General features: G+C 62.3%; 17 protein-coding genes, 1 tRNA gene and 1 pseudogene. 10 read left to right on the plus strand and 9 right to left on the minus strand.

Annotated features, from left to right (window positions below):
• Positions 1 to 69: 69 nt before the first annotated feature.
• From CIT37_RS32475 to chpT, 4 genes are all read right to left on the minus strand, one after another.
• Entirely contained in the window at positions 70 to 435 is a 366-nt protein-coding gene (locus tag CIT37_RS32475) for a response regulator (protein ID WP_007600538.1), read from the minus strand.
• A gap of 73 nt (positions 436 to 508) precedes the next feature.
• Positions 509 to 979 (minus strand): chemotaxis protein CheW, encoded by a 471-nt coding sequence (locus CIT37_RS32480; RefSeq protein ID WP_095425226.1) that lies wholly within the window; start codon positions 977 to 979, stop codon positions 509 to 511.
• A gap of 27 nt (positions 980 to 1,006) precedes the next feature.
• On the minus strand, positions 1,007 to 3,805 hold the full coding sequence (locus tag CIT37_RS32485; protein WP_109866543.1) for a hybrid sensor histidine kinase/response regulator: 2,799 nt from the start codon (positions 3,803 to 3,805) through the stop codon (positions 1,007 to 1,009).
• A gap of 195 nt (positions 3,806 to 4,000) precedes the next feature.
• The gene (gene chpT / locus CIT37_RS32490; RefSeq protein ID WP_026202749.1) at positions 4,001 to 4,654 is read right to left on the minus strand and encodes a histidine phosphotransferase ChpT; all 654 of its coding nucleotides are present in this window, start codon (positions 4,652 to 4,654) and stop codon (positions 4,001 to 4,003) included.
• A 227-nt stretch (positions 4,655 to 4,881) separates the two neighbouring features.
• On the opposite strand from chpT, the gene CIT37_RS32495 reads away from it, so the two are divergent.
• Positions 4,882 to 5,688, plus strand: a complete 807-nt coding sequence (locus tag CIT37_RS32495) for a 3'(2'),5'-bisphosphate nucleotidase CysQ family protein (RefSeq protein WP_095425504.1) — start codon at positions 4,882 to 4,884, stop codon at positions 5,686 to 5,688.
• On the opposite strand, the gene CIT37_RS32500 is transcribed toward CIT37_RS32495, so the two are convergent.
• Positions 5,682 to 6,167 carry a YHS domain-containing (seleno)protein gene (locus tag CIT37_RS32500; protein ID WP_095425503.1) on the minus strand — a complete coding sequence of 162 codons (486 nt, stop codon included), beginning with the start codon at positions 6,165 to 6,167 and terminating at the stop codon, positions 5,682 to 5,684. The two genes, CIT37_RS32495 and CIT37_RS32500, sit on opposite strands and share 7 nt — an antisense overlap.
• A gap of 139 nt (positions 6,168 to 6,306) precedes the next feature.
• On the opposite strand from CIT37_RS32500, the gene CIT37_RS32505 reads away from it, so the two are divergent.
• The 8 genes from CIT37_RS32505 (at position 6,307) to CIT37_RS32540 (ending at position 12,124) form a co-directional block, all read left to right on the plus strand.
• On the plus strand, positions 6,307 to 6,912 hold the full coding sequence (locus CIT37_RS32505; protein ID WP_018322430.1) for a DUF1134 domain-containing protein: 606 nt from the start codon (positions 6,307 to 6,309) through the stop codon (positions 6,910 to 6,912).
• Between the two features lie 121 nt (positions 6,913 to 7,033).
• Positions 7,034 to 8,326 carry a coiled-coil domain-containing protein gene (locus tag CIT37_RS32510; RefSeq protein ID WP_028144013.1) on the plus strand — a complete coding sequence of 431 codons (1,293 nt, stop codon included), beginning with the start codon at positions 7,034 to 7,036 and terminating at the stop codon, positions 8,324 to 8,326.
• Between the two features lie 161 nt (positions 8,327 to 8,487).
• Positions 8,488 to 8,562, plus strand: a tRNA-Val gene (locus CIT37_RS32515).
• Positions 8,563 to 8,895: 333 nt separating this feature from the next.
• On the plus strand, positions 8,896 to 9,894 hold the full coding sequence (locus CIT37_RS32520) for a HamA C-terminal domain-containing protein (protein ID WP_231088509.1): 999 nt from the start codon (positions 8,896 to 8,898) through the stop codon (positions 9,892 to 9,894).
• Positions 9,891 to 10,271 carry a hypothetical protein gene (locus CIT37_RS32525; protein WP_011084976.1) on the plus strand — a complete coding sequence of 127 codons (381 nt, stop codon included), beginning with the start codon at positions 9,891 to 9,893 and terminating at the stop codon, positions 10,269 to 10,271. Before CIT37_RS32520 ends, CIT37_RS32525 begins: the two co-directional genes overlap by 4 nt.
• Before the next feature lie 51 nt (positions 10,272 to 10,322).
• Entirely contained in the window at positions 10,323 to 11,321 is a 999-nt protein-coding gene (locus CIT37_RS32530; protein ID WP_014497703.1) for a DEAD/DEAH box helicase, read from the plus strand.
• A 44-nt stretch (positions 11,322 to 11,365) separates the two neighbouring features.
• A complete protein-coding gene (locus CIT37_RS32535) occupies positions 11,366 to 11,809 on the plus strand; it encodes a hypothetical protein (RefSeq protein WP_231088689.1) in 444 nt (147 codons plus the stop codon).
• Between the two features lie 18 nt (positions 11,810 to 11,827).
• The gene (locus CIT37_RS32540; protein ID WP_011084973.1) at positions 11,828 to 12,124 is read left to right on the plus strand and encodes a DCL family protein; all 297 of its coding nucleotides are present in this window, start codon (positions 11,828 to 11,830) and stop codon (positions 12,122 to 12,124) included.
• A gap of 741 nt (positions 12,125 to 12,865) precedes the next feature.
• On the opposite strand, the pseudogene CIT37_RS32545 reads toward CIT37_RS32540, so the two are convergent.
• Both CIT37_RS32545 and CIT37_RS32550 read right to left on the minus strand, forming a co-directional pair.
• Positions 12,866 to 13,068 (minus strand): annotated as a pseudogene (locus CIT37_RS32545) (transposase); the annotation flags it as partial.
• 179 nt (positions 13,069 to 13,247) lie between these two features.
• A complete protein-coding gene (locus CIT37_RS32550) occupies positions 13,248 to 14,444 on the minus strand; it encodes a sensor histidine kinase (protein WP_014497705.1) in 1,197 nt (398 codons plus the stop codon).
• Between the two features lie 369 nt (positions 14,445 to 14,813).
• On the opposite strand from CIT37_RS32550, the gene CIT37_RS32555 reads away from it, so the two are divergent.
• Positions 14,814 to 15,047 (plus strand): response regulator, encoded by a 234-nt coding sequence (locus CIT37_RS32555; RefSeq protein WP_014497706.1) that lies wholly within the window; start codon positions 14,814 to 14,816, stop codon positions 15,045 to 15,047.
• A gap of 427 nt (positions 15,048 to 15,474) precedes the next feature.
• On the opposite strand, the gene CIT37_RS32560 is transcribed toward CIT37_RS32555, so the two are convergent.
• The gene (locus CIT37_RS32560; RefSeq protein ID WP_014497707.1) at positions 15,475 to 17,157 is read right to left on the minus strand and encodes an ATP-binding protein; all 1,683 of its coding nucleotides are present in this window, start codon (positions 17,155 to 17,157) and stop codon (positions 15,475 to 15,477) included.
• Positions 17,144 to 18,664, minus strand: a complete 1,521-nt coding sequence (locus tag CIT37_RS32565; protein WP_018646982.1) for an ATPase domain-containing protein — start codon at positions 18,662 to 18,664, stop codon at positions 17,144 to 17,146. Before CIT37_RS32565 ends, CIT37_RS32560 begins: the two co-directional genes overlap by 14 nt.
• Positions 18,665 to 18,784: the final 120 nt, after the last annotated feature.

Genomic DNA, 18,784 nt, shown 5'->3' on the forward strand with positions numbered 1-18,784 from the left:
ACCAACTCAGACTGAAAGGGTACAGTTGAAAACGAGCGCCGAAGCATCCTTCGGCCTCCGGCCGATCGCTCAGATAAGGCCGACTTCCTGGAATTTCGCCGTCACAATGTCCTTGTCGAACGGCTTCATGATGTATTCGTTGGCGCCGGCATGCAGTGCGCGCGCGATATGCGCGACGTCGTTCTCAGTGGTGCAGAACACGACCTTGGGCTGATCGCCGCCGGGCATGCGCCTGAGATGGCCGAGGAACTCGTAGCCGTCCATCACGGGCATGTTCCAGTCGAGCAGCACCGCATCGGGCAAGCCGCGCTTGCAAGCCTCCAGCGCCTTCTCACCGTCCTCGGCTTCGAGGATCTGGAAGTCGAGGCCCTCCAGGATCCGGCGCGCAACCTTGCGGATGACGCTGGAATCATCAACGACGAGACAAGTTCGCATGTGAACCTCTGCTTCCTCCCCCTTTGCGGGGGGCACTTCCAATTGCAAGTCCGTCGGCGACGATGCCGCCGTATCAGGCCGCCATCATCTCGGGCGCGAGCTCGAGGACGCGATCGACGTCGAGGACGACCATGAGCTGGCCGTCGAGGCGATGGACGCCGCCGGCGAGCTTGGCCATGCGGGGGTCGAGGTTGACGGGATTTTCTTCCATGCCGGCTTCCGGCAGGCGCAGCACCTCGCCGATCTGGTCGATCAGGAGGCCATAGGATTCGCCGCGGAGGTCAACGCCGACCGCCATCGGCACCTTGCCGTCCTCGGGCTGCGGCAGGCCGAGGCGGGCGCGCATGTCGACCACGGTGACGATGCGGCCGCGCAGATTGAGCACGCCCGCGATCTCGCGCGAGGACAAGGGCACGCGGGTGACGCGCTCGGGCATGAACACGTCCTGGACGCGGGAGATCGGCAGGCCGAACAGCTGGCCGCCGATCATCGCGGTGACGTATTCGACCATGGCGCCTTCGCCCACTTGCGTCTTCTTGTTCATCTGCTTCTCCTGATCCCTGTCCTGCCCTTACGCCGCTGCCCGGTTCAGCTCGGAGGCGCCGGCGGCACCCGCGGTCTGCTCCTTCAGCGCCGCGATCAGACCGGGACGGTCGAACTTGGCGACATAGTCGTGGAAGCCGGCCTGACGGCCGCGCTCGATCGCCGCCGGCGACACCAGCGCGGACAGGCCGATGATCGGCATCGAGCCCAGATTGTTGTCGGAGCGGATAACTTCCGCGAACTCGAACCCGTTCATGTCGGGCATCTCGATGTCGGTCAGGACCACGTCGAAGCTCTGCGCCCGCAGTGCCGCGAGGCCCTCCTGCGCGGTCGGCGCGGTGCGGACGCGGTAGCCGGCCGCCTTGAGCACGGGCGCCAGCATGTTGCGGAAGAAGGCGCTGTCGTCGACCAGCAGCACCGACTGCGAGTGCATCGACGGCTTCATCTCCTTGCGGGTGAACCAGTCGGCGAACGCCATCGGGAGGAAGTGGCCGACGTCGATCACCTCGGTGGCCTGGCCCTTGATCACGGCCGAGCCGAGGATGCCGGAGGCGGAGCCGCCGACCTCGATGTTGAGCCGTTCCTCGACGATGTCGATGATCTCGTCGACGACGAGGCCCATGGAGCGGCCGTCATCGGCGAACACCAGGATCGGCTGGGCGCCCTGGCTGGCAATGGTGACGCTCTCCATGGCGACGAGCGGCATCAGCTGCTCGCGGTATTGCACCATGTAGCGGCCGTTCGAGAACTCGATCTTGTCGGCGGGCAGCTCTTCCAGGCGCGTGACGAGGCCAAGCGGGACCGCCTTGGGCTGCGACGAGCCGGCGCGGAACACCAGCAGCGAAGTGGTCTGCTCGCCGCTTCCGATGTGATGCGCGCCGTTCTCGTCGCCCATGTCATGGGCCGAGGAGCCGGCGGCGCCGAGCGCCTTGGCAATACCGTTGGGGTCGATGATCATGATCACCGCGCCATCGCCCAGGATGGTGTTGCCGGAGAACATGTCGATGTGACGCAGCTTGGTCGACATCGGCTTCACCACGATCTCTTCGGTGTGGAACACGCCGTCGACGACGATGCCGAAGGTCTGGCTGCCGACTTGCGTGACCACGATGAAGCCGTTCTCGGGATCCGAGGCGGCGCCGTCGTCGATCTTGAGCAGCTTCTTCAGATGGATCAGCGGCAGCAGCTTGTTGCGCAGACGGAGGACCGCGGTGTCCTTGATGCGCTCGATGCGGTGCTCTGAGTTGGCGCGGGCCCGCACCAGCTCGACCACCGAGAGCTGCGGGATCGCAAAGCGGTCGCCGGCGGCTTCGACGATCAGGGCGGAGACGATGGCCAGCGTCAGCGGGATCTTGATGGTGACGGAGCTTCCCTCGCCGGCCACCGACTTGATGTCGATGGTGCCGCCGATCTGGTCGATATTGGTGCGCACCACGTCCATGCCGACGCCGCGGCCCGACACCGAGGTGATGGCGGCTGCGGTGGAGAAGCCGGGCGCGAAGATGAACTTGTGGATCTGGGCTTCGCTCATCTTTTCGAGCTCGGCCTCGGTGACCAACCCTGAGGAGATCGCCTTGGCCTTGATCTTCTCGGTGTTGAGGCCACGGCCGTTGTCGGCGATGCAGATGATGATGTGGCCGCCCTCGTGATAGGCGGACAGGCGGATGGTGCCCTGCTCGCCCTTGCCGGATGCGAGACGCTCGGCGGGGGTCTCCAGGCCATGATCGGCGGAGTTGCGCACCATGTGGGTGAGCGGGTCCTTGATCAAATCGAGCACCTGGCGGTCGAGCTCAGTGTCGGCGCCGTGCATCTCCAATTCGATCTGCTTGCCGAGTTCGCTCGACAGGTCGCGGACGATGCGGGGCAGCTTCTGCCAGGCATTGCCGATCGGCTGCATGCGCGTCTTCATGACGCCTTCCTGCAGCTCGGCGGTGACGTTGGACAGGCGCTGCAACGGCACCTTGAACTCGGTGTCCTCGTTGCGGCGGGAGATCTCCAGCAGCTGGTTGCGGGTCAGCACCAGCTCGGAGACCATGGTCATCAGATGCTCCAGCGTATCCACGTTGACGCGGATCGACTGGTTGGCGATGCGGTCGCCTTCGCTGGCGCCCTCGTCGGCCATCGACTTCTTCGGCGCGGCCTTCTCCTTGGCGGGCTTTGCGACTTCCTTGGCAACGGGCGCGGGCGCTTCAGCGGCCGGCGCGGGCTCGGCCTTGGCTTCAGGCTTGGCGACGGGCGCGGGCGTCGGCGCTTCGATCGCGGTCTCGCGGAAGGCGCGCTCGAGCTCGTCGAGCGAGACTTCGCCCGGACGCAGCGGGCGCTCCAGGGTCTGGTCGATCAGCGTGCCCGAGGTCAGGTTTGCCGGCGCAGCAGCGGCAACCGGTGCTTCCGGCACCAGCGGCGGAGCTTCGGCAACGGGAGCGGCGGCAGCGCCCGCGGCCATTGCCGCCATGCCCTGCTCGACCATCGCTTCCAGCTTGTCGATGAGATCGCGGTCGGTCCCCTCGGGCTCGGCTTCGGTCGCCTCGAGGCCCGCGAGGATTTCCTTGATGCGGTCGATCGAGGACAGGATCACCGTCACCGCCTGCCCGGTCACCGGCATGCCGTCACGGAATTTGCCCATCAACGTCTCGCCGGCATGGGCCAGCGCTTCGAGCCGCGGCAATCCGAGGAAGCCGCAGGTGCCCTTGATGGTGTGGACCAGGCGGAAGATGTTATCCAGGATCTTGGCGTTGTTCGGCTCCTGTTCGAACTTCACCAACTGGTTGTCGACGGTGTCCAGGCTCTCGCTGGTCTCCGTCAAAAACTCCCGCAACAGATCATCCATGAAAACAGGCCTTCATACAGGGCGGGCACGCACGAATTGTGATGCGCCTATTCGGAATGGGGCCAGCTTCACCGCAAAGCGTTTAATATTGGTTGAGTATGTGCAAAAGAACGGAACCAACAAAGAGATAAGGCGCTCCGGACAAGCCGAAGCGCCTCGTAAAGTTTTGATTAAGATGCCGAGCGCTGCGCGCGTTTACGAAGCGGTAATGATGATGGCTTCGCCTTCCGGCTTGAGCGTCACGGTGAGCCCGCAGGCCTGCGCCAGCAGCCGCGTATAATAAGGCTGGATCGCATGCGCATCCGCGGCAGGGCCGCGCTCGCCGCTCAAGAGCTCGGAGATGTTCTGCGGCAGGCGCGCATTATGTCCGGTCGCGGTGATGCGAAAGCTCATCGTTTCGCCCTCGCCGATCGGGTCGATCGTCAGCATGCCGCCGCGCGGGATCGTGTGCTGGGACACGACCAGCATGTTGAGCAGCAGCTTGACGCGATTCTTCGGCAGCAGGAGCCGCGGCAGATTCCAGGTGATCGAGCACTTGCCATCCTCGATGTGGCCGCGCGCCATGGTCTGGGCATCGCCGAGATCGATTTGCGCCCCGGAGGAGCCGGCGGCGCCGAAGGCGAGACGGCAGAACTGCAGCCGGGCGGAGGCGGTCTTGGCGCTCTTGCGAATCAGGTCGAGCGCGAATTCGCGGTCTTCCGGCTTGGGATCGTCGTCGAGCACTTCGAGCCCGTTGACGATGGCGCCGACAGGGCTGATGAGATCGTGACAGACCCGCGAGCACAGCAGCGCTGCGAGTTCGAGCATATCGGGAGCAGTAGCGGTCGCGGGCGACGAGGCGTCAGACATATAAAGGGGTCCTGGAGGGTTCCTGAAATTGCACGGCGGACGCCGCGAATCACGCATGCTTGACGGATGCTTCGGGTTCTAACATTCGCCAGCCCGTGGCAGCTAGCTTGCGATAGGTTCGAAGCGGCCATAAAGGGGCTGCGGGCGAATCAACTGAGGGGGCGAGAGTTGCTGACGAATGAGGCACACAGGTGAGGATCATCGACGCCGAGGCCGCATCCCGGTTGATGGAGCCGCTCACCGCGCTGGTGGTGAAGGCGGGCGAGGCGATCCTCAGCGTCAACCGGGCGGCGATGCGGATCGACGGCAAGCAGGACGGCTCGCCGGTAACCGAGGCGGATCTCGCCGCCGACCACATCATCGCGGACGGCCTGGCCCAGCTTGCGGGCGACGTTCCGACCCTTTCGGAAGAGCGGACCCAGCTCGCCTCGCCCTCGTTTGATGGAAGCTTCTTCCTGATCGACCCGCTCGACGGCACCAAGGAGTTCGTCGCCGGTCGAGACGAGTTCACCGTCAATCTCGCTTTGGTGACATCAGGCGTGCCGCTGCTGGGCATCGTCAGCGCGCCTGCGCTCGGCCTGCTCTGGCGCGGCATCGTCGGCCGCGGCGCCGAGCGCGTGAGCTTTGACGGCGCGACCATCGGCGTGGCCGAGCCGATCCACACCCGCAAGCTGCCTGCGCAAGGCGAGCCCTGGATCGCGGCGGTGAGCCGCTCGCACGGCGATCCCAGGAGCGAAGCCTTCATCGACAGCAGGCCCAACGCCGTCAGACGGACCGTCGGCTCGGCCGTGAAATTCGGCCGGATCGCGGAAGGCAGCGCCGACATCTACCCCCGGTTCGGGCCCACCTGCGAATGGGACGTCGGGGCCGGCTCTGCGGTCGTAAACGCGGCCGGCGGCAAGGTGACCGACGGCAAGGGCGGCCAGCTCCGCTTCGGCGAACGGCACGCCAGCGGCTTCATCATCCCGGAGTTCATCGCCTGGGGCGACCCGCAGGCGGCAAGACTCTGGCAAGACTCTGAAGGCTGCTACTGACCGAGCTTGTCCTGAAGGGCCGGCCAGCGCTTGCCCACCTCATAGAGGAACCGCTCGGGATTGGCGGCGAAGGCGTCGCGGTTGGCTTCCCGGCTGAACAGATAGAGCCGCTGCGCCACGATCGCGAAGAAACGGGGATTGCCGGCGACGGTCACCCCTCGGGCGATGTCGGCGGGGTCGTAGCCGCCGAATTGCGGTCCATAGATTTCGGGATGGGCCAGGAAGGAGGCGCGGTTGCCCTCGTTGCGGAAGCGCCAGACCGCGCCCCAGAGGTTCGCCTCGAACTCCGCCGTGCCCTGCATGGCCGCCCCCGCGACGAAATAGGCGACGGGATCGAACCCTTCGATGGCGACGCCGGTGAAGCGGTTGACGACGACCCGCTCGGTGGTGGCAGCCCCGGCCGGCGTGACCGGGCCGGTGAGCCATACGCCCGACAGCAGGCAGACGAGGAGGCCGATCAAGGCAATTCCGGGGCGCAAAGGGCTATCTTCCTGCCGTTGTGCCGTCATAGTTGCTGCGGATAACATCCGAGTCGAGGGGACATCCGGCGCAACCTAGAGCCTCGCCTGTTGGCGTCAGGTTAAGGAAGCGACCGGTTTCGGTACCAGGGGTTCTTTTATGACTTTCGCATCACGCCTTGCTGCGCTCGCGCTTGCCGCGATGGTCGGCTGGATCGTGCCGGCCTCCGCCCAGCAGGCGCCGCCGCCCAATCTGCCGCCGCCGCAGCGGACCCCGACGCCCAGCACCTATGGGCCGGACGAGCTCGTCGGCGCCGGACACCGTTTCTTCGGCAACGTCTCGCGCGGGCTCGCCTCGATCATCGAGAAGGCGATCAGCCAATGGGGTCTGCCCAACGGCTATATCCTGGGTGAGGAAGGTTCCGGCGCGTTCGTCGCCGGCCTGCGCTACGGCGAAGGCACGCTCTACACCAAGAATGCCGGGGATCTGCGCGTCTACTGGCAGGGCCCCTCGCTCGGCTTCGACTGGGGCGGCGACGGCGCGCGCACCATGACGCTGGTCTATAACCTGCCCGCCACCAACGCGATCTACCAGCGCTTTGCCGGCCTCGACGGCTCGGCCTACATCATCGGCGGCTTCGGCATGACGGCGCTCACCGCCAACAACATCGTGCTGGTGCCGATCCGCTCCGGGCTCGGCCTCAGGCTCGGCGCCAATATCGGCTACCTCAAATACACGCCGCGTGCGACCTGGAACCCATTCTAGGGTTTTCCTCTCCCATCGGGCTTACGGATCAAGGTTAACGACAGGCCGGGGCTGGCTTTTTGCCGGGTCGCCATGGCATGGTCGTTGGTGAATTTTTCCTTAAGCTTGGGAGTTCTGCCCCATGGTCGAACCGATCATGTACCTGGCGATCGGTTTCCTGCTTTCGATGCTGTGCGGGCTCGCGATCGTGCCGCTGGTGCATAACCGCGCCGTGCGCCTGACCACGCGCCGGCTGGAGGCCGCAACGCCGCTGTCGATGGCCGAGATCCAGGCCGACAAGGACCAGCTCCGCGCTGAATTCGCCATGTCGGCGCGGCGGCTCGAGATGAGCGTCGATCAGCTCAAGAACAAGACCACCAGCCAGCTCGCCGAGCTCGGCAAGAAGAGCGACGCCATCAACCGCATGAAGATCGAGCTTGGCGAGAAGAACGCCACGATCTTCGCGCTGGAGGCGCGCGAAAAGGCGGTGAAGGAGCAGCTCCGCGCCACCGAAGAGGAATTCAACGCCAAGACCGAAGCCCTGCGCGCCGCCGAGAACGCGCTGACCGACAAGCAGAACGAGCTCGCCAAGATCAACTCCGAACTGTCCGACCGCTCGATGATGGCGGAGAGCCGCCAGGTCGAGCTGGTCGCGGTGCGCGCCCAGATCGAGGAATTGAAGAACCGCGTCGGCGATGCCGAGAAGGAATTTGCCGCCACCCAAGCCCGCCTCGCCCAGGAGCGCACCGAATCCGAGACCGCCTCGCGCGAGCTCGGCGATGCCCGCGGCCGGGTCGAGAATCTGAGCCAGCGCGTCACCGAGCTCGATCGCCAGCTGATCGGACAGGTGAAGGAAGCCGAGATGCTGTCGAGCCGCGTCGCCGACCTCGAGGGACGGCTCGCCACGCAGGGCAAGCTGCTCGCCGAGCGCGACTATGAGAACAACCAGCTCCGCCAGGCCAATGAAGGCGCCGAACGCACCGTCAAGGAGCTGCGCGTCGAGATCGCGGCCTTGAGCGGCGGCAAGTCGTCGGCCGCCATGGAAGCGCTGCGCGCGGAAAAGACTGCGCTGGAGGAACAGCTGCGCACCGCCCGCGACGAGCGCGCCAAACTCCAGCGCGACATCAACGCGATCCAGCAGCAGGCGGAAAGCTCCTGGGCGACCGAGCGCATGGAGAACGCGCTGCTCCGCGAGCGCATCAACGACATCGCCGCCGAGGTGGCAAAACTCGCGATGCAGCTCGAAGGCCCGAACTCCCCGATCGAGGCGTTGCTGGCGGCCGAGGCCGGCCAGCCGCCGAAGCCGGCGCCGCGCCCGGCCAACGACGCCGCGACCAATGGCGCGCCGAGCCTGCCCGAAGGCGGCGGAACGCTGGCCGAGCGCATCCGGGCGCTGCAGGCCCACGCCTCCCGGGCCCGCCAGCAGGGCGCGTAAGCAGCCCGAAATCCGGTCTCCCTTGCGAATTGCGCGACCGGGCCAAGGTTTTCCGCCCCCCGCGGCGCCTGGAAACTTGACACCTTAAGCCCGCACTTCTAAATCGCGGGCTCCGATGCGCCGGCCGGCCGAACAGGTCCGGCCGTCTGCATGATGGTCCCGGGCGCATAGCTCAGCGGGAGAGCGTTCCCTTCACACGGGAGAGGTCCAAGGTTCGATCCCTTGTGCGCCCACCATTTCAAACCTGAATTCAATGATTTAGTCGCTGGCTTCCCCTGTAATGTGCCCCAAAAAAGCGGGGGCACAATAGGGGCACATCGGCTCCTACCTTGGTCAGTCGTTTCCGAGAAGCCAACCATCCAAGAGCAGACGGCAGGCGCGTTATTGCCGAGCATGTTTTCGTAAAGAGCATGCGATGCTGCTCTAGACTTGCGAGCAACAGCGACGACGCGCGTGAAGGCTTTGGTCTAGTCCGCAGCGCATGAAAGCGCCGCTCGCGATCATCGCGGATTCGATGGCAATTCCCGCCGAACATGGACTGCGGAGGTCTAGGTGGTTACAATTATGGGTTGACTCGTCTGGGGGCAGACGGGCGTACGAACAAGGGGGTAGGCCGTCTGTCGACCATCACCGCGACTGATCTCACGTCCGCGCTGACAGGGAATCCGGAAGCACTCGACGTTCACCTCATGTTGGTGGAGCGCGACGTCCTCATCGAGGGTCATTCGGTCAAGATCCACTGTCATTGCCTCACAGTGGATGGAAACGGCCGCGTCCAGCCGCACCGGCTGGCGGAGTTCATGCGGAACGCCGTAGTCGACTATGCGATACCGCGCTCGAAGCTCGCTGCAGCGAAAGCGCGCGACGCCAAGTACAATAGCACCGAGGCGGTCGCCGAACTCGTCGAGCGCGCCAAGCGGTCGTTCACCGATTTGGCGAAGACCGGAGAGGGCGGCGAGATGCTGCTGTTCTTATTGGCCGAGCGCTTCCTCAAGCTGCCTCAGATTCTGTGCAAGATGGATCTCAAGACAGACACGCGCCTACACTACCATGGAGCCGATGGGGTGTACGCTGGCGTGATGCCGGAAGGCATCCCGAAGCTCTACTGGGGTGAATCCAAAATCTACAAGGACGCGGGAGCCGCGATCCGCGACTGCCTCGCCTCACTCGCTCCCTTCCTCATTGAACCAGAACACGAGGAAACCGACAGGGAACGCGATCTGGTGCTCCTGAGCGACAAGGCCGACCTCAGTGATGCGACGCTCACCGACGCGCTGAAGAAGTATTTTGACAAGTCGTCGGTGATGTCCAAGCGGGTCCAATACTGCGGCGTGGCCCTGGTGGGCTTCGACGCGCCGTTCTATCCGAAAGATGACGTAAAGGCGATCGCGGAGGAGATCGTTGAGGCCTCACGCGCGGAACTGGCCGTTTGGAGCAAAAGGATCGGCGAGCGGCTCAAGTCGGAGAAGCTCGACCAGATGGAAATCGAGCTGTTTTGCATCCCGCTGCCGTCGGCCGACGGCTTCCGCGCCGCATTTCTCAGAGCGATGGGGATTAAGACGGAATGAGCCTAGTCGGTCTCCAGTCGTGGCTTCTTCAGGAAGGAATTCGCGACGATCTCGATGCGATCATTCGACTCACCGTGCGCACCGAACTTGACAACCTAGTGCCCGAACCCGCCGCCCCCTCTGCCGTGGCGATCGATTGGCCAAGGCTGCTGCTCGCCGGCAGCATATTGGCGCGGTCCGATCAACGGATCGACCAGGAGGCCGCGCTCCGGATCGCAACTGCGGCGATCTCTCTGACGGACGATCAAGCACTCAAGGACGCGGGCGCTGTCCTGTTGGGCAAGCTCTCCAATTACCGGGCCATCACGCTAGCCAACGATCGCCACCTACTGACGGCCGGTCTCGACCGGACGGCTAGGTGTGGCGCTGCGCCTTGAATCCCAGCGGCGCGAGATGGACCGTTCCATCCTGGTGGAATCGAGCGGCGCTTGGCTGCAGGTGAACGATTTTCAGCAACGCTTCTGGCCAATGCGGGCGGAGGAAGTTGGCTCTCGGCGTCCGCCCCCACTGCCTCCGGGAAGACGTTTCTCGTCCTTCAGTGGTTGATCGACCAACTAAGCGCGGGTGACACCCGGGTCGCAGTCTACCTCGCCCCTACCCGCGTGTTAGTTTCGGAGATCGAGACCACTCTCCAAGGTCTTCTCGGCAAGACCAAGCGCATCGAGGTGTCGTCCCTTCCCCTCCGTGACAAGTACGAAGCGGCGCGCGCTGGAGGCGCGCAAGTAATTCTAGTCTCCACGCAGGAGCGGCTGCACCTTCTCGCCAACGTGCTCGGCGACGCGTTCTCAATTGACCTGCTTATCGTGGACGAGGCGCACAAAATCGAGGACAGCCAACGCGGCGTGATCTTGCAGGACGCCGTAGAGCGGGCTAGCCGTGCGAACTCGAAGCTGAAGGTCGTATTCATCAGCCCCGCGACACAGAACCCGGAGGCATTGCTAACGGACGCGCCCGACGGTGTGCAGACTGTCGCCGTCGACAGCGACGCTCCCACCGTTCTCCAGAACCTGATCGTCGCGAACCAAACCCCACGCAAGCCGAAGCTCTGGAACCTGACCGTCCGACAGCAGGGTTCGACACTTCCAGTCGGAACGCTCCAGCTCGCAAGCACGCCAGCGGGACTTAGGAAGCGCCTCGCCTTCATCGCCGCAGCGGCGGGCCAGAGAGGCGGAACGCTCGTCTACACGAACGGCGCCGGAGAGTCGGAGGATGTCGCCGATCTGGTTAGCCAGCTCCTGCCTCAGCCTGGCTCAATCGATCCGGAGCTTGCACAGCTCGCCGACCTCGCCCGGAAGGGCGTACGCCCCAACTTCCGCCTTGCACCGCTCGTTGAACGCGGGGTCGCGTTCCACTTCGGCAATATGCCATCGACGCGGCATCGTGGCGCTTCGAGAGACTGGCCGCCGAAATGGACCCGAGCCGCATGAATGTGGTGAGCAGATAGGCGCCCGAGTCCTTGAGGTTGGCCGAGATGATCCGCGGGAACATCGAGTGGCACCGTACCACCGGTAGGACCTACAGCCTTCCGGTGCAGATCCGCAACACGATGGAGCTGGTCGAGCAAGTCGCGCGATTCAAGGCGCCGAAGTATCTGTCCGCCTACATGGATGTCCTGCACATGCATCTCCGCCAGATCAACCGTGAGGACCTGATTGATCACGGCTTGGACATCGGCACACAACTTGAGTTTGGTATTTCGTCGAGGACCCTCCTCTCACTCATGGAACTCGGTCTCTCCCGCATGAGCGCGGTTGCCTTGTACGAGAAGACCGATCTCAGTAAGGAGGAATGCGTGGCGTGGGTCACCGAACGCGAAGGTCAGCTCGAAGCCATGGATTTCCCGGTCATCATCGTCCGCGAGCTACGCGATCGGCTTCTGCCGCTCGACGACGTGGACAGCAATTCTACCGCTTGATTGGAATGGAGGTTTCACATGCCCGCGAAGCCGATCGACCTCGGCCCACTGCACTTCGCCAAAAGAGGTGACGCCGTTGCTTATTTGAATGACATGCTTCACCGGTACGACGTGGGCGATCGGGTTGGCGCCAATGACACAGTGATTCTACGAGCGGCACTGGAGCACCATCCCGATGCCGAGGCCAAGAAGGGATGCGGAATTACCCACTTTAACGTCCGAACTGCTGACTTCGGTACGAAATGCTTCTGGTTGAACCGTACTGACGGAACGACCGAAAAGTTTTCTCATAGGGCCTGTATCTACGGTACCTAGCTAAGCAATTCGCCGAGCTCGGTTGCATAGCGGTGCGCAGTTCTCGGCCTGGTCGGGCAAGATTTTCGCAGGTTCAAATTGCGGAGGCGCAACCACCGATACCGACATTCGGTTCAAGTTGCGATCTGATGGCTTAAGACCACGGCGTCCCGAACGCAGTGAGCATCTTCTAAGTTATTGATCTTTCTTGGTGTGGTGATCGTCCTCGTCCCGTTTTGTTCACGGTCGTTTCACCCAATTCGTTGCGATTTCATTGCTGCCTTTCGCAACGAGAACGGCGCTCGCTGAAACATCGAGCGTGCGTGTGGCAACGCAACGAGTAGGTTGCCGGCCGCTATTTCGCAGAGGGTCGACTTCCCGCGAGATCTCCAGGAGCGCCAGCAAGTACACTGATAGGGCGTTGCCGCTGCTCGACGGCATGAAGGCGCCCGAGAAAATTGTCGAAACGCGCCGCGGGAGATACTCAAGCCAATTTCGCCTAAACCGGAGACACCGGCGCCAGATCCAGACGAAGACGATATTGAGGATGATCTCGACGAAATCGATGAGGCGTCGCGGCAGGATCCGAAGTTGCCGCACTTTATTCACAATTCACACGGGGATGCAGATCCGCGGCCGCTCAAGGCATGGCTAATCAAACGGCTGATGCCAGCGGTGGGGCATGGCTTGCTGTCGGGTCAGTGGGGCGCCGGCAAAACATGGTGCACCATCTTGGTGCACGGTGAGCGAAGCAGATCGGGTTGGCGGGACGTTGGCCCATGCGCCGTTCTTCGTGGCGAGCTCCTTAATCCAGTCGGCGTCGTAGCCACGTCAGAAAGCTGCATCGATCCGCGCTTCAGACAAGATAGTCGCTTTCTGGCAAGCCGATTCTCGTGAGCCTCGTCGGGCGTCAGCGCCAGCCGGACCGGCAGGCCGTTGGCATCCACGAGTGCATGAATCTCACTGCGAGGAGGTGGAGGCGGCCGGCTTCGTACTGGACGCGGAAAGCACAATGCTCGCGAACAAGGACGATCCGCACTCGATGAAGGTGTTCGATCCCTCGATCAAGGGCGAGACCGATCGCTTCGCCTATCAGTTCGTGAAGCCATGACAGGTCCGGGATGTAGGATGGACGGAACTTCCTCTAATCGAGCGGCACATCAAGTTGGATTGTTGTGCCCTTTGGCTCGTTTGATGAGACCGCGATGCGTCCATTGAGTTGGGCAAGCAGGCTCTTGATCACCTTGAAGCCCAGGCTCGCTCGCGGCTGGTCCATATCGAAATCCGCCGGCAGTCCCACGCCCTGATCCGCTACCACGACATGCAAATCGGCTCCGCGCCCCGCGCCCGCCACCTGGATTTCGCCGGACTTGTCGGAGTAGGCGTGCTTCGCCGCGTTCGTGACAAGCTCATTGATCAGGAGGCCAAGCGGAATTGCCTTGTCCGCCGGAATCATCAGGTGGTCGAACTTACAGTCAATCTTGTAGGCGAGCGTTTCTTGCAGCTTCCTGCAAAGCTCGCCCGCGAAGTCCGCAATATCGACAAACCCGATCCTGGTGCTGCGCCACAGGTGGTCGTGAACCTGGGCGATCGTCGTGATGCGGGAAGCGGCGTCCTTGAGCGCGTTTTGAACTTCCTCGGACTGTGCGCTGCGGGACTGGACGCGGAGCAGGCCTACCACCGACGCCAGGCTGTTCTTGACACGGTGGCTCATCTCTCGAGTCAACATGGCTTGGTGCTCGAGGGCTTTTTGGAGCTCGGCGTCGGCATGCTGCCGCTCAATGGCGATGCCGAGCAGGCCCGCAAAGCCGGCAAGGAAATCAGCATCCGCGAGATCGAACTGACCCGAGTCAGCGCTGTCGACTTCCAGAACACCAAACGGTAGATGACCTTCGCCGCCCCGCGCGATGAGAACGTTGATGGCGCGCTTGATGCCGTGCTCCGACAGTAGTTTCGGCGTTCGAAAGCGGGTTTCTTCCTGCAGGTGGTTGGAAATGACGATTTGGCCGGTATGGAACGCGTAGCCGGCGGGAGACTCCAGATCGACGCCCAGGGATATCTGGCCGATCGTCTCCGGCGCCCATCCGACGCCTGCGCTCACCAGCAACCGTTTTTCCTCCGGCATGTACTCCAGGACCTTGGCAAAAGGTGTTTCGAGACCCTGGGCACAGAGCTGCGTCGCTCGTTGGAGTATCTGGCCGATGTCGCGGGTCTGCAGCGCGGTTCGGCCGAACTCGCCCAGCAAGGACTGTTGCCTCAACCGGTACGGAAGTTCCTGTCTGGTTGCCCCGGTCGATGCGACGGGAGACGTCACGGATTCTGTCCCCGTGAGGGTTGGCATGAACTCGTCCCTTCGAACCCTGGCTGGCCCGCCTTCGGCTTGTAGCATGATAAGTTACGCGCCTAACCTCTTTCCTAGCGTCTAGTGCTTGGCGCGGCCTTGCTGGAAAATACCCTAGTAGGATCTCAATTATGGAACTTACTGTTCCACCACGTCTTACCCTGCCGCGCGACTGCGACGAGGCAGCCAGGGGGAGATTGGCTTTGACCGATGCGGTTAAGATTCTGGTCGTCGAGGACGACCAGCTTATTCGGGCTATGGTCGAAGAAGCTCTTTCAGACGGCGGCTTTGCGTCCACCCTGACGGCGTCTGGCGAGGAAGCCATTACTCTTTTGCAGGCAGGACGACGAATCCAAATTCCGGGCGGTCGTGACCGACATCAACCTGCTGGGAAAGCTCGATGGATGGAAGGTCGGTCGCTCTGCCCGGGAGATCGATCCGACGATGCCCATCATCTACATGACCGGCACTCACGGGGAGGAATGGGCGTCCGAGGGCGTCCCAAACAGCCTACTGCTTGCAAAGCCCTTTGCCCCTGCTCAGATCGTAACCGCGATATCGCAGCTTCTTAACGCGGCCCCGCCGATCCCGCCCGCAGACTAGCGAGCCGGTCTCATGGGCGAGAAAGCTGAAGAACCAATCAAGCCTCGCTGGGCTAGTTCGACTAGGCTATCGAGGCCGAGCGGGCCGCATTGGAGGGCGCTCGTAAGCAACGCCCGTTGGGAGAAGCAGAAGCACAAGCTGAACTTCGCCGCGCGCCGGGCCCCAAAAAACATAGTTCACGCCGCCGCCGTTGCGCATCGCCATCAATGGCGCGGCGCAGGCCAACGTGCACCAGATCGAGTCCAAGGCGGCCTGAGCGAACGCGTATAACGGCCCGGCGTTTCAGGCACTACCCCCACTCGTCATCGAATGGGGGACGCCCGGCGGAAGGCCGCAGCGCCGCTTTTCTACGGCGCGCGCACAAACCACCTGAAGGGACGGCTCGAAATCCGTCTACCCGGCAGGTGCACGCTGCCGCTGAGCGGCATTAGAAGCCATCCCTTCCATTCGGCAGGAGGTGCGCGATCTCCGTCGCAAGTTGAGCTTGCGTGTAAGGTTTCGCGAGACGTGCGACGTCTACCACTTCGCTTCCTTCCAGTTCAGCGAACCCCGTCGCAAGCAAGATCGGAAGTCGAGGATATTGGCGGCGCACTTCTCGGGCCAATTCGATTCCTGTCATTCCTGGCATCGCGTGGTCGGTTATTAAAAGATCAGCAGCTAAGCCACTTTCAAGAAGCCGCAACGCCTCAATGGCGGAATGCGCTTCAATCACCTGATGTCCCAGGTCTTCCAGCAGATCGACAGTACTGCCGGCGATCAGAAGATCGTCGTCTACAAAAAGAATCTTCGCTGGCGCCGAGGCTTGGGTAACGATGTTCGGCGCGCGTCCGGAAGGCGGCGACGTTTCACTGGCAACGGGAAGCCAAAGTCTGGCGGTTGTCCCGCTTGAGGGGGTGCTTTCGAGCCGCAGGGCACCTCCGGATTGTTGCGCCAGGCCGAACACCATGGACAAACCCAAACCCGTGCCCTTGCCGACTCCCTTCGTTGAGAAGAAAGGTTCTACGGCCCGGGCCAGCGTTTGTGCGTCCATTCCTTCTCCAGTATCTCGCACCGAGAGCACCACGTATCGGCCTGGTTGGACACCAAGCTGATCGTCGATGTCGACAATTTGCTCGGACAGCCCGATCGTGAGGACGCCGCCAGTAATCATAGCGTCCCGGGCATTCACGGCGAGATTGAGCAGAGCCATTTCGAGCTGGTTCGGGTCGACGTCGACGACCGGCATATTGTCTTCGGCGTGAAGCTCGATCCGAACCATCGGACCCACCGAACGATCTATGAGGCCTATCATGTCTTCCACAAGACTTCGGACGTCTGTAGCTTGCGCCTTCAGTTCCTGCTTGCGCGCAAAAGCGAGTAGCCTTTGTGTTAGAGTGGCGCCACGGCGGGCGCCCTCCATGGCGCCATCCAGGAGCCTGTGAAGTCGAGCATCTTCACCTAGTTTTTTCGAAAGCAGGTCGAGGTTGCCGATGACAGCCATAAGCAGGTTATTGAAATCGTGCGCGACCCCGCCGACAAGTTGGCCCAACGCCTCGATTTTCTGTGCCTGCAGCAACGCTGCCTGGGCCCGCTCGCGACCCGCAATTTCTTCCCGGAGTTGACTGTTCGCCCGCTCAAGGTCAGCCGTTCTCTCCGCAACCAAACGCTCCAGTTCGGCAGAGGCGCCGCGCTGCGCCTCAAGGTACGCACGAGTTTGATACTGTCGTCTTCGAGCGCGCTCTGCGGAAAGTACCGTGGCCTGAAGCGTGATGGCCTGCAAGGGGCGCTCGAGAAAGCCCACGTTACGCAGGCGAATGACCAACTCCCGCCTGAACGCGGCAAACTTGCCACCTTCATTGCGGTTGGTCAGTACGACAAAGGGTTGATCGGACCACGGTGGCTGACGGCCCACCCAGTCCTCCAGAACGCGGGCATTATTGCCGTAGAGCGCCTCCTCCGCCACAACCACGACTTCGATGACCCACTCGAGATTCTCTATCACTTCCTGAAGCGTGTTGCAGACCACGGGACGTAAGCCTGCCCTTTCGATCAACTTGGCAACAGTTGCCGCGTCCCGTCCAATGGGCATCAGGACCAAAACCACGCCTTTTGGCGTTTCAGGCCGGACCATCGGTGTCCCGAGGCATCAAAGGTGCCTCCTCCCCCTTGTACACCGGCGTACCGCCGAAAATGCCACTGAAACCCTTTAGCGGGGGTCCGACGGTGATGCCTTGGTGGCTCAGTTTGAATTCTCGGATCGTATGTTCGTGATTGCCGCTTCGCTTTTTCACGACGGACAGTGCGCGCCGCACGCTGCCATCAAACTCGAAATAACGCAGCATCAGCACGCCATCGGCGAGATAACTAATGTCCAGCGGCGTATCCATCGGTCCGACGAGGCCATGCTGAGCCAGCACGAGGATGGTCAGGGCGCCGCGATGACTGAGATAGCTCAGCAGCTCGTGCATCTGAAGAATCAAAAAGCGCTCATCCGGCATCGCATTGAGATAGCCATTGAGGCTGTCGATTATCACTACCCGCGCGTCAGCACGTTCTACGCTGCTCCGCACCGCGTCGGCAAACTCGCCTGGCGCCATTTCAGCAGGGTCGATTTGCTGAAAATCGATCAAGCCTTTATCGAGCCCGTCTTGAAGTGGAAGTCCCAACGTCTTCGCTCGCGCACTCACAGTGCCGCGTCCTTCGTCGAAGGCAAAAATCACGGAGCGTTCGTTTCGGGCTGCGGCTGCGATCGCATAGGTAAGCGCCAGCGATGATTTTCCAACGCCCGCTGCACCGATGAGGAGCACATTCGTTCCGCGCTCAAGGCCACCGCCCAGAAGAGTGTCCAGTTCCGGATTGCCGCTCAAGACGACGTCGCTGTCGAATTCCTTATGATGTTCTGCTGCGACAAGTCGGGGGTAAACCATGAGACCACCATGCCGGATGGTGAAGTCGTGAAATCCCCCCTTGAATTCGATACCACGCATCTTCACGACACGAAGGCGTCGCCGCTGCGCGCCGTAATCGATTGCCAACTGTTCAAGAAGCACAACGCCATGGGCGATCGAATGCAATTGCAGATCGTTCTGCTGTGATGAAAGGTCATCAAGCAAAACCACAGTGGACTTGCGACCTGAAAAGAAGTGTTTCAACGCGAGGATCTGACGGCGGTATCTAAGGGGGCTTTGTGCCAGCAGGCGAAGCTCCGACAGGCTATCGAGTACAATTCGCGCCGGCGCCAGTGCCTCGACCCGGTCAAAGATCATCTGCGTGGTTTCGCTAAGCTCCATCTCGGCCGGATGCAGCACCGTGAGTTCCTGGCTCGGATCCAGCGTGGTCTCAGGCGGGATCAATTCAAAGATTGTAATGCCGTTGAGCGACCACCCATGACGCTTTGCGACCAGACGCAATTCTTGCTCAGTCTCCGATAGCGTGATGTAGAGGGTCGGTTCGCCGACGCGAACTCCTTCCAGCAAAAATTCCAGAGCGAGGGTTGTCTTGCCTGAACCGGGTTGGCCTTCAAACAGATACATTCTCTCGGGATCAAAGCCGCCTCCGAGAATGTCATCTAGACCAAAATTTCCGGTGGAAATCCTCGGGAGCTCACAGCCGTCGAGCAACCGCTTTTCCTCATCCATATCAACCCCCGTTTCGCCGCAGGCGGAGCCGCCTTTGATTTATGGAAACTTCTGCTCCCGGGCAGGGCTCCCCGGCCAAGCCGGAGCCTCGACGGCGATACTCACCACTTGCGATCCTGT

It is taken from the genome of Bradyrhizobium ottawaense, assembly GCF_002278135.3.
GTDB lineage: Bacteria > Pseudomonadota > Alphaproteobacteria > Rhizobiales > Xanthobacteraceae > Bradyrhizobium > Bradyrhizobium ottawaense.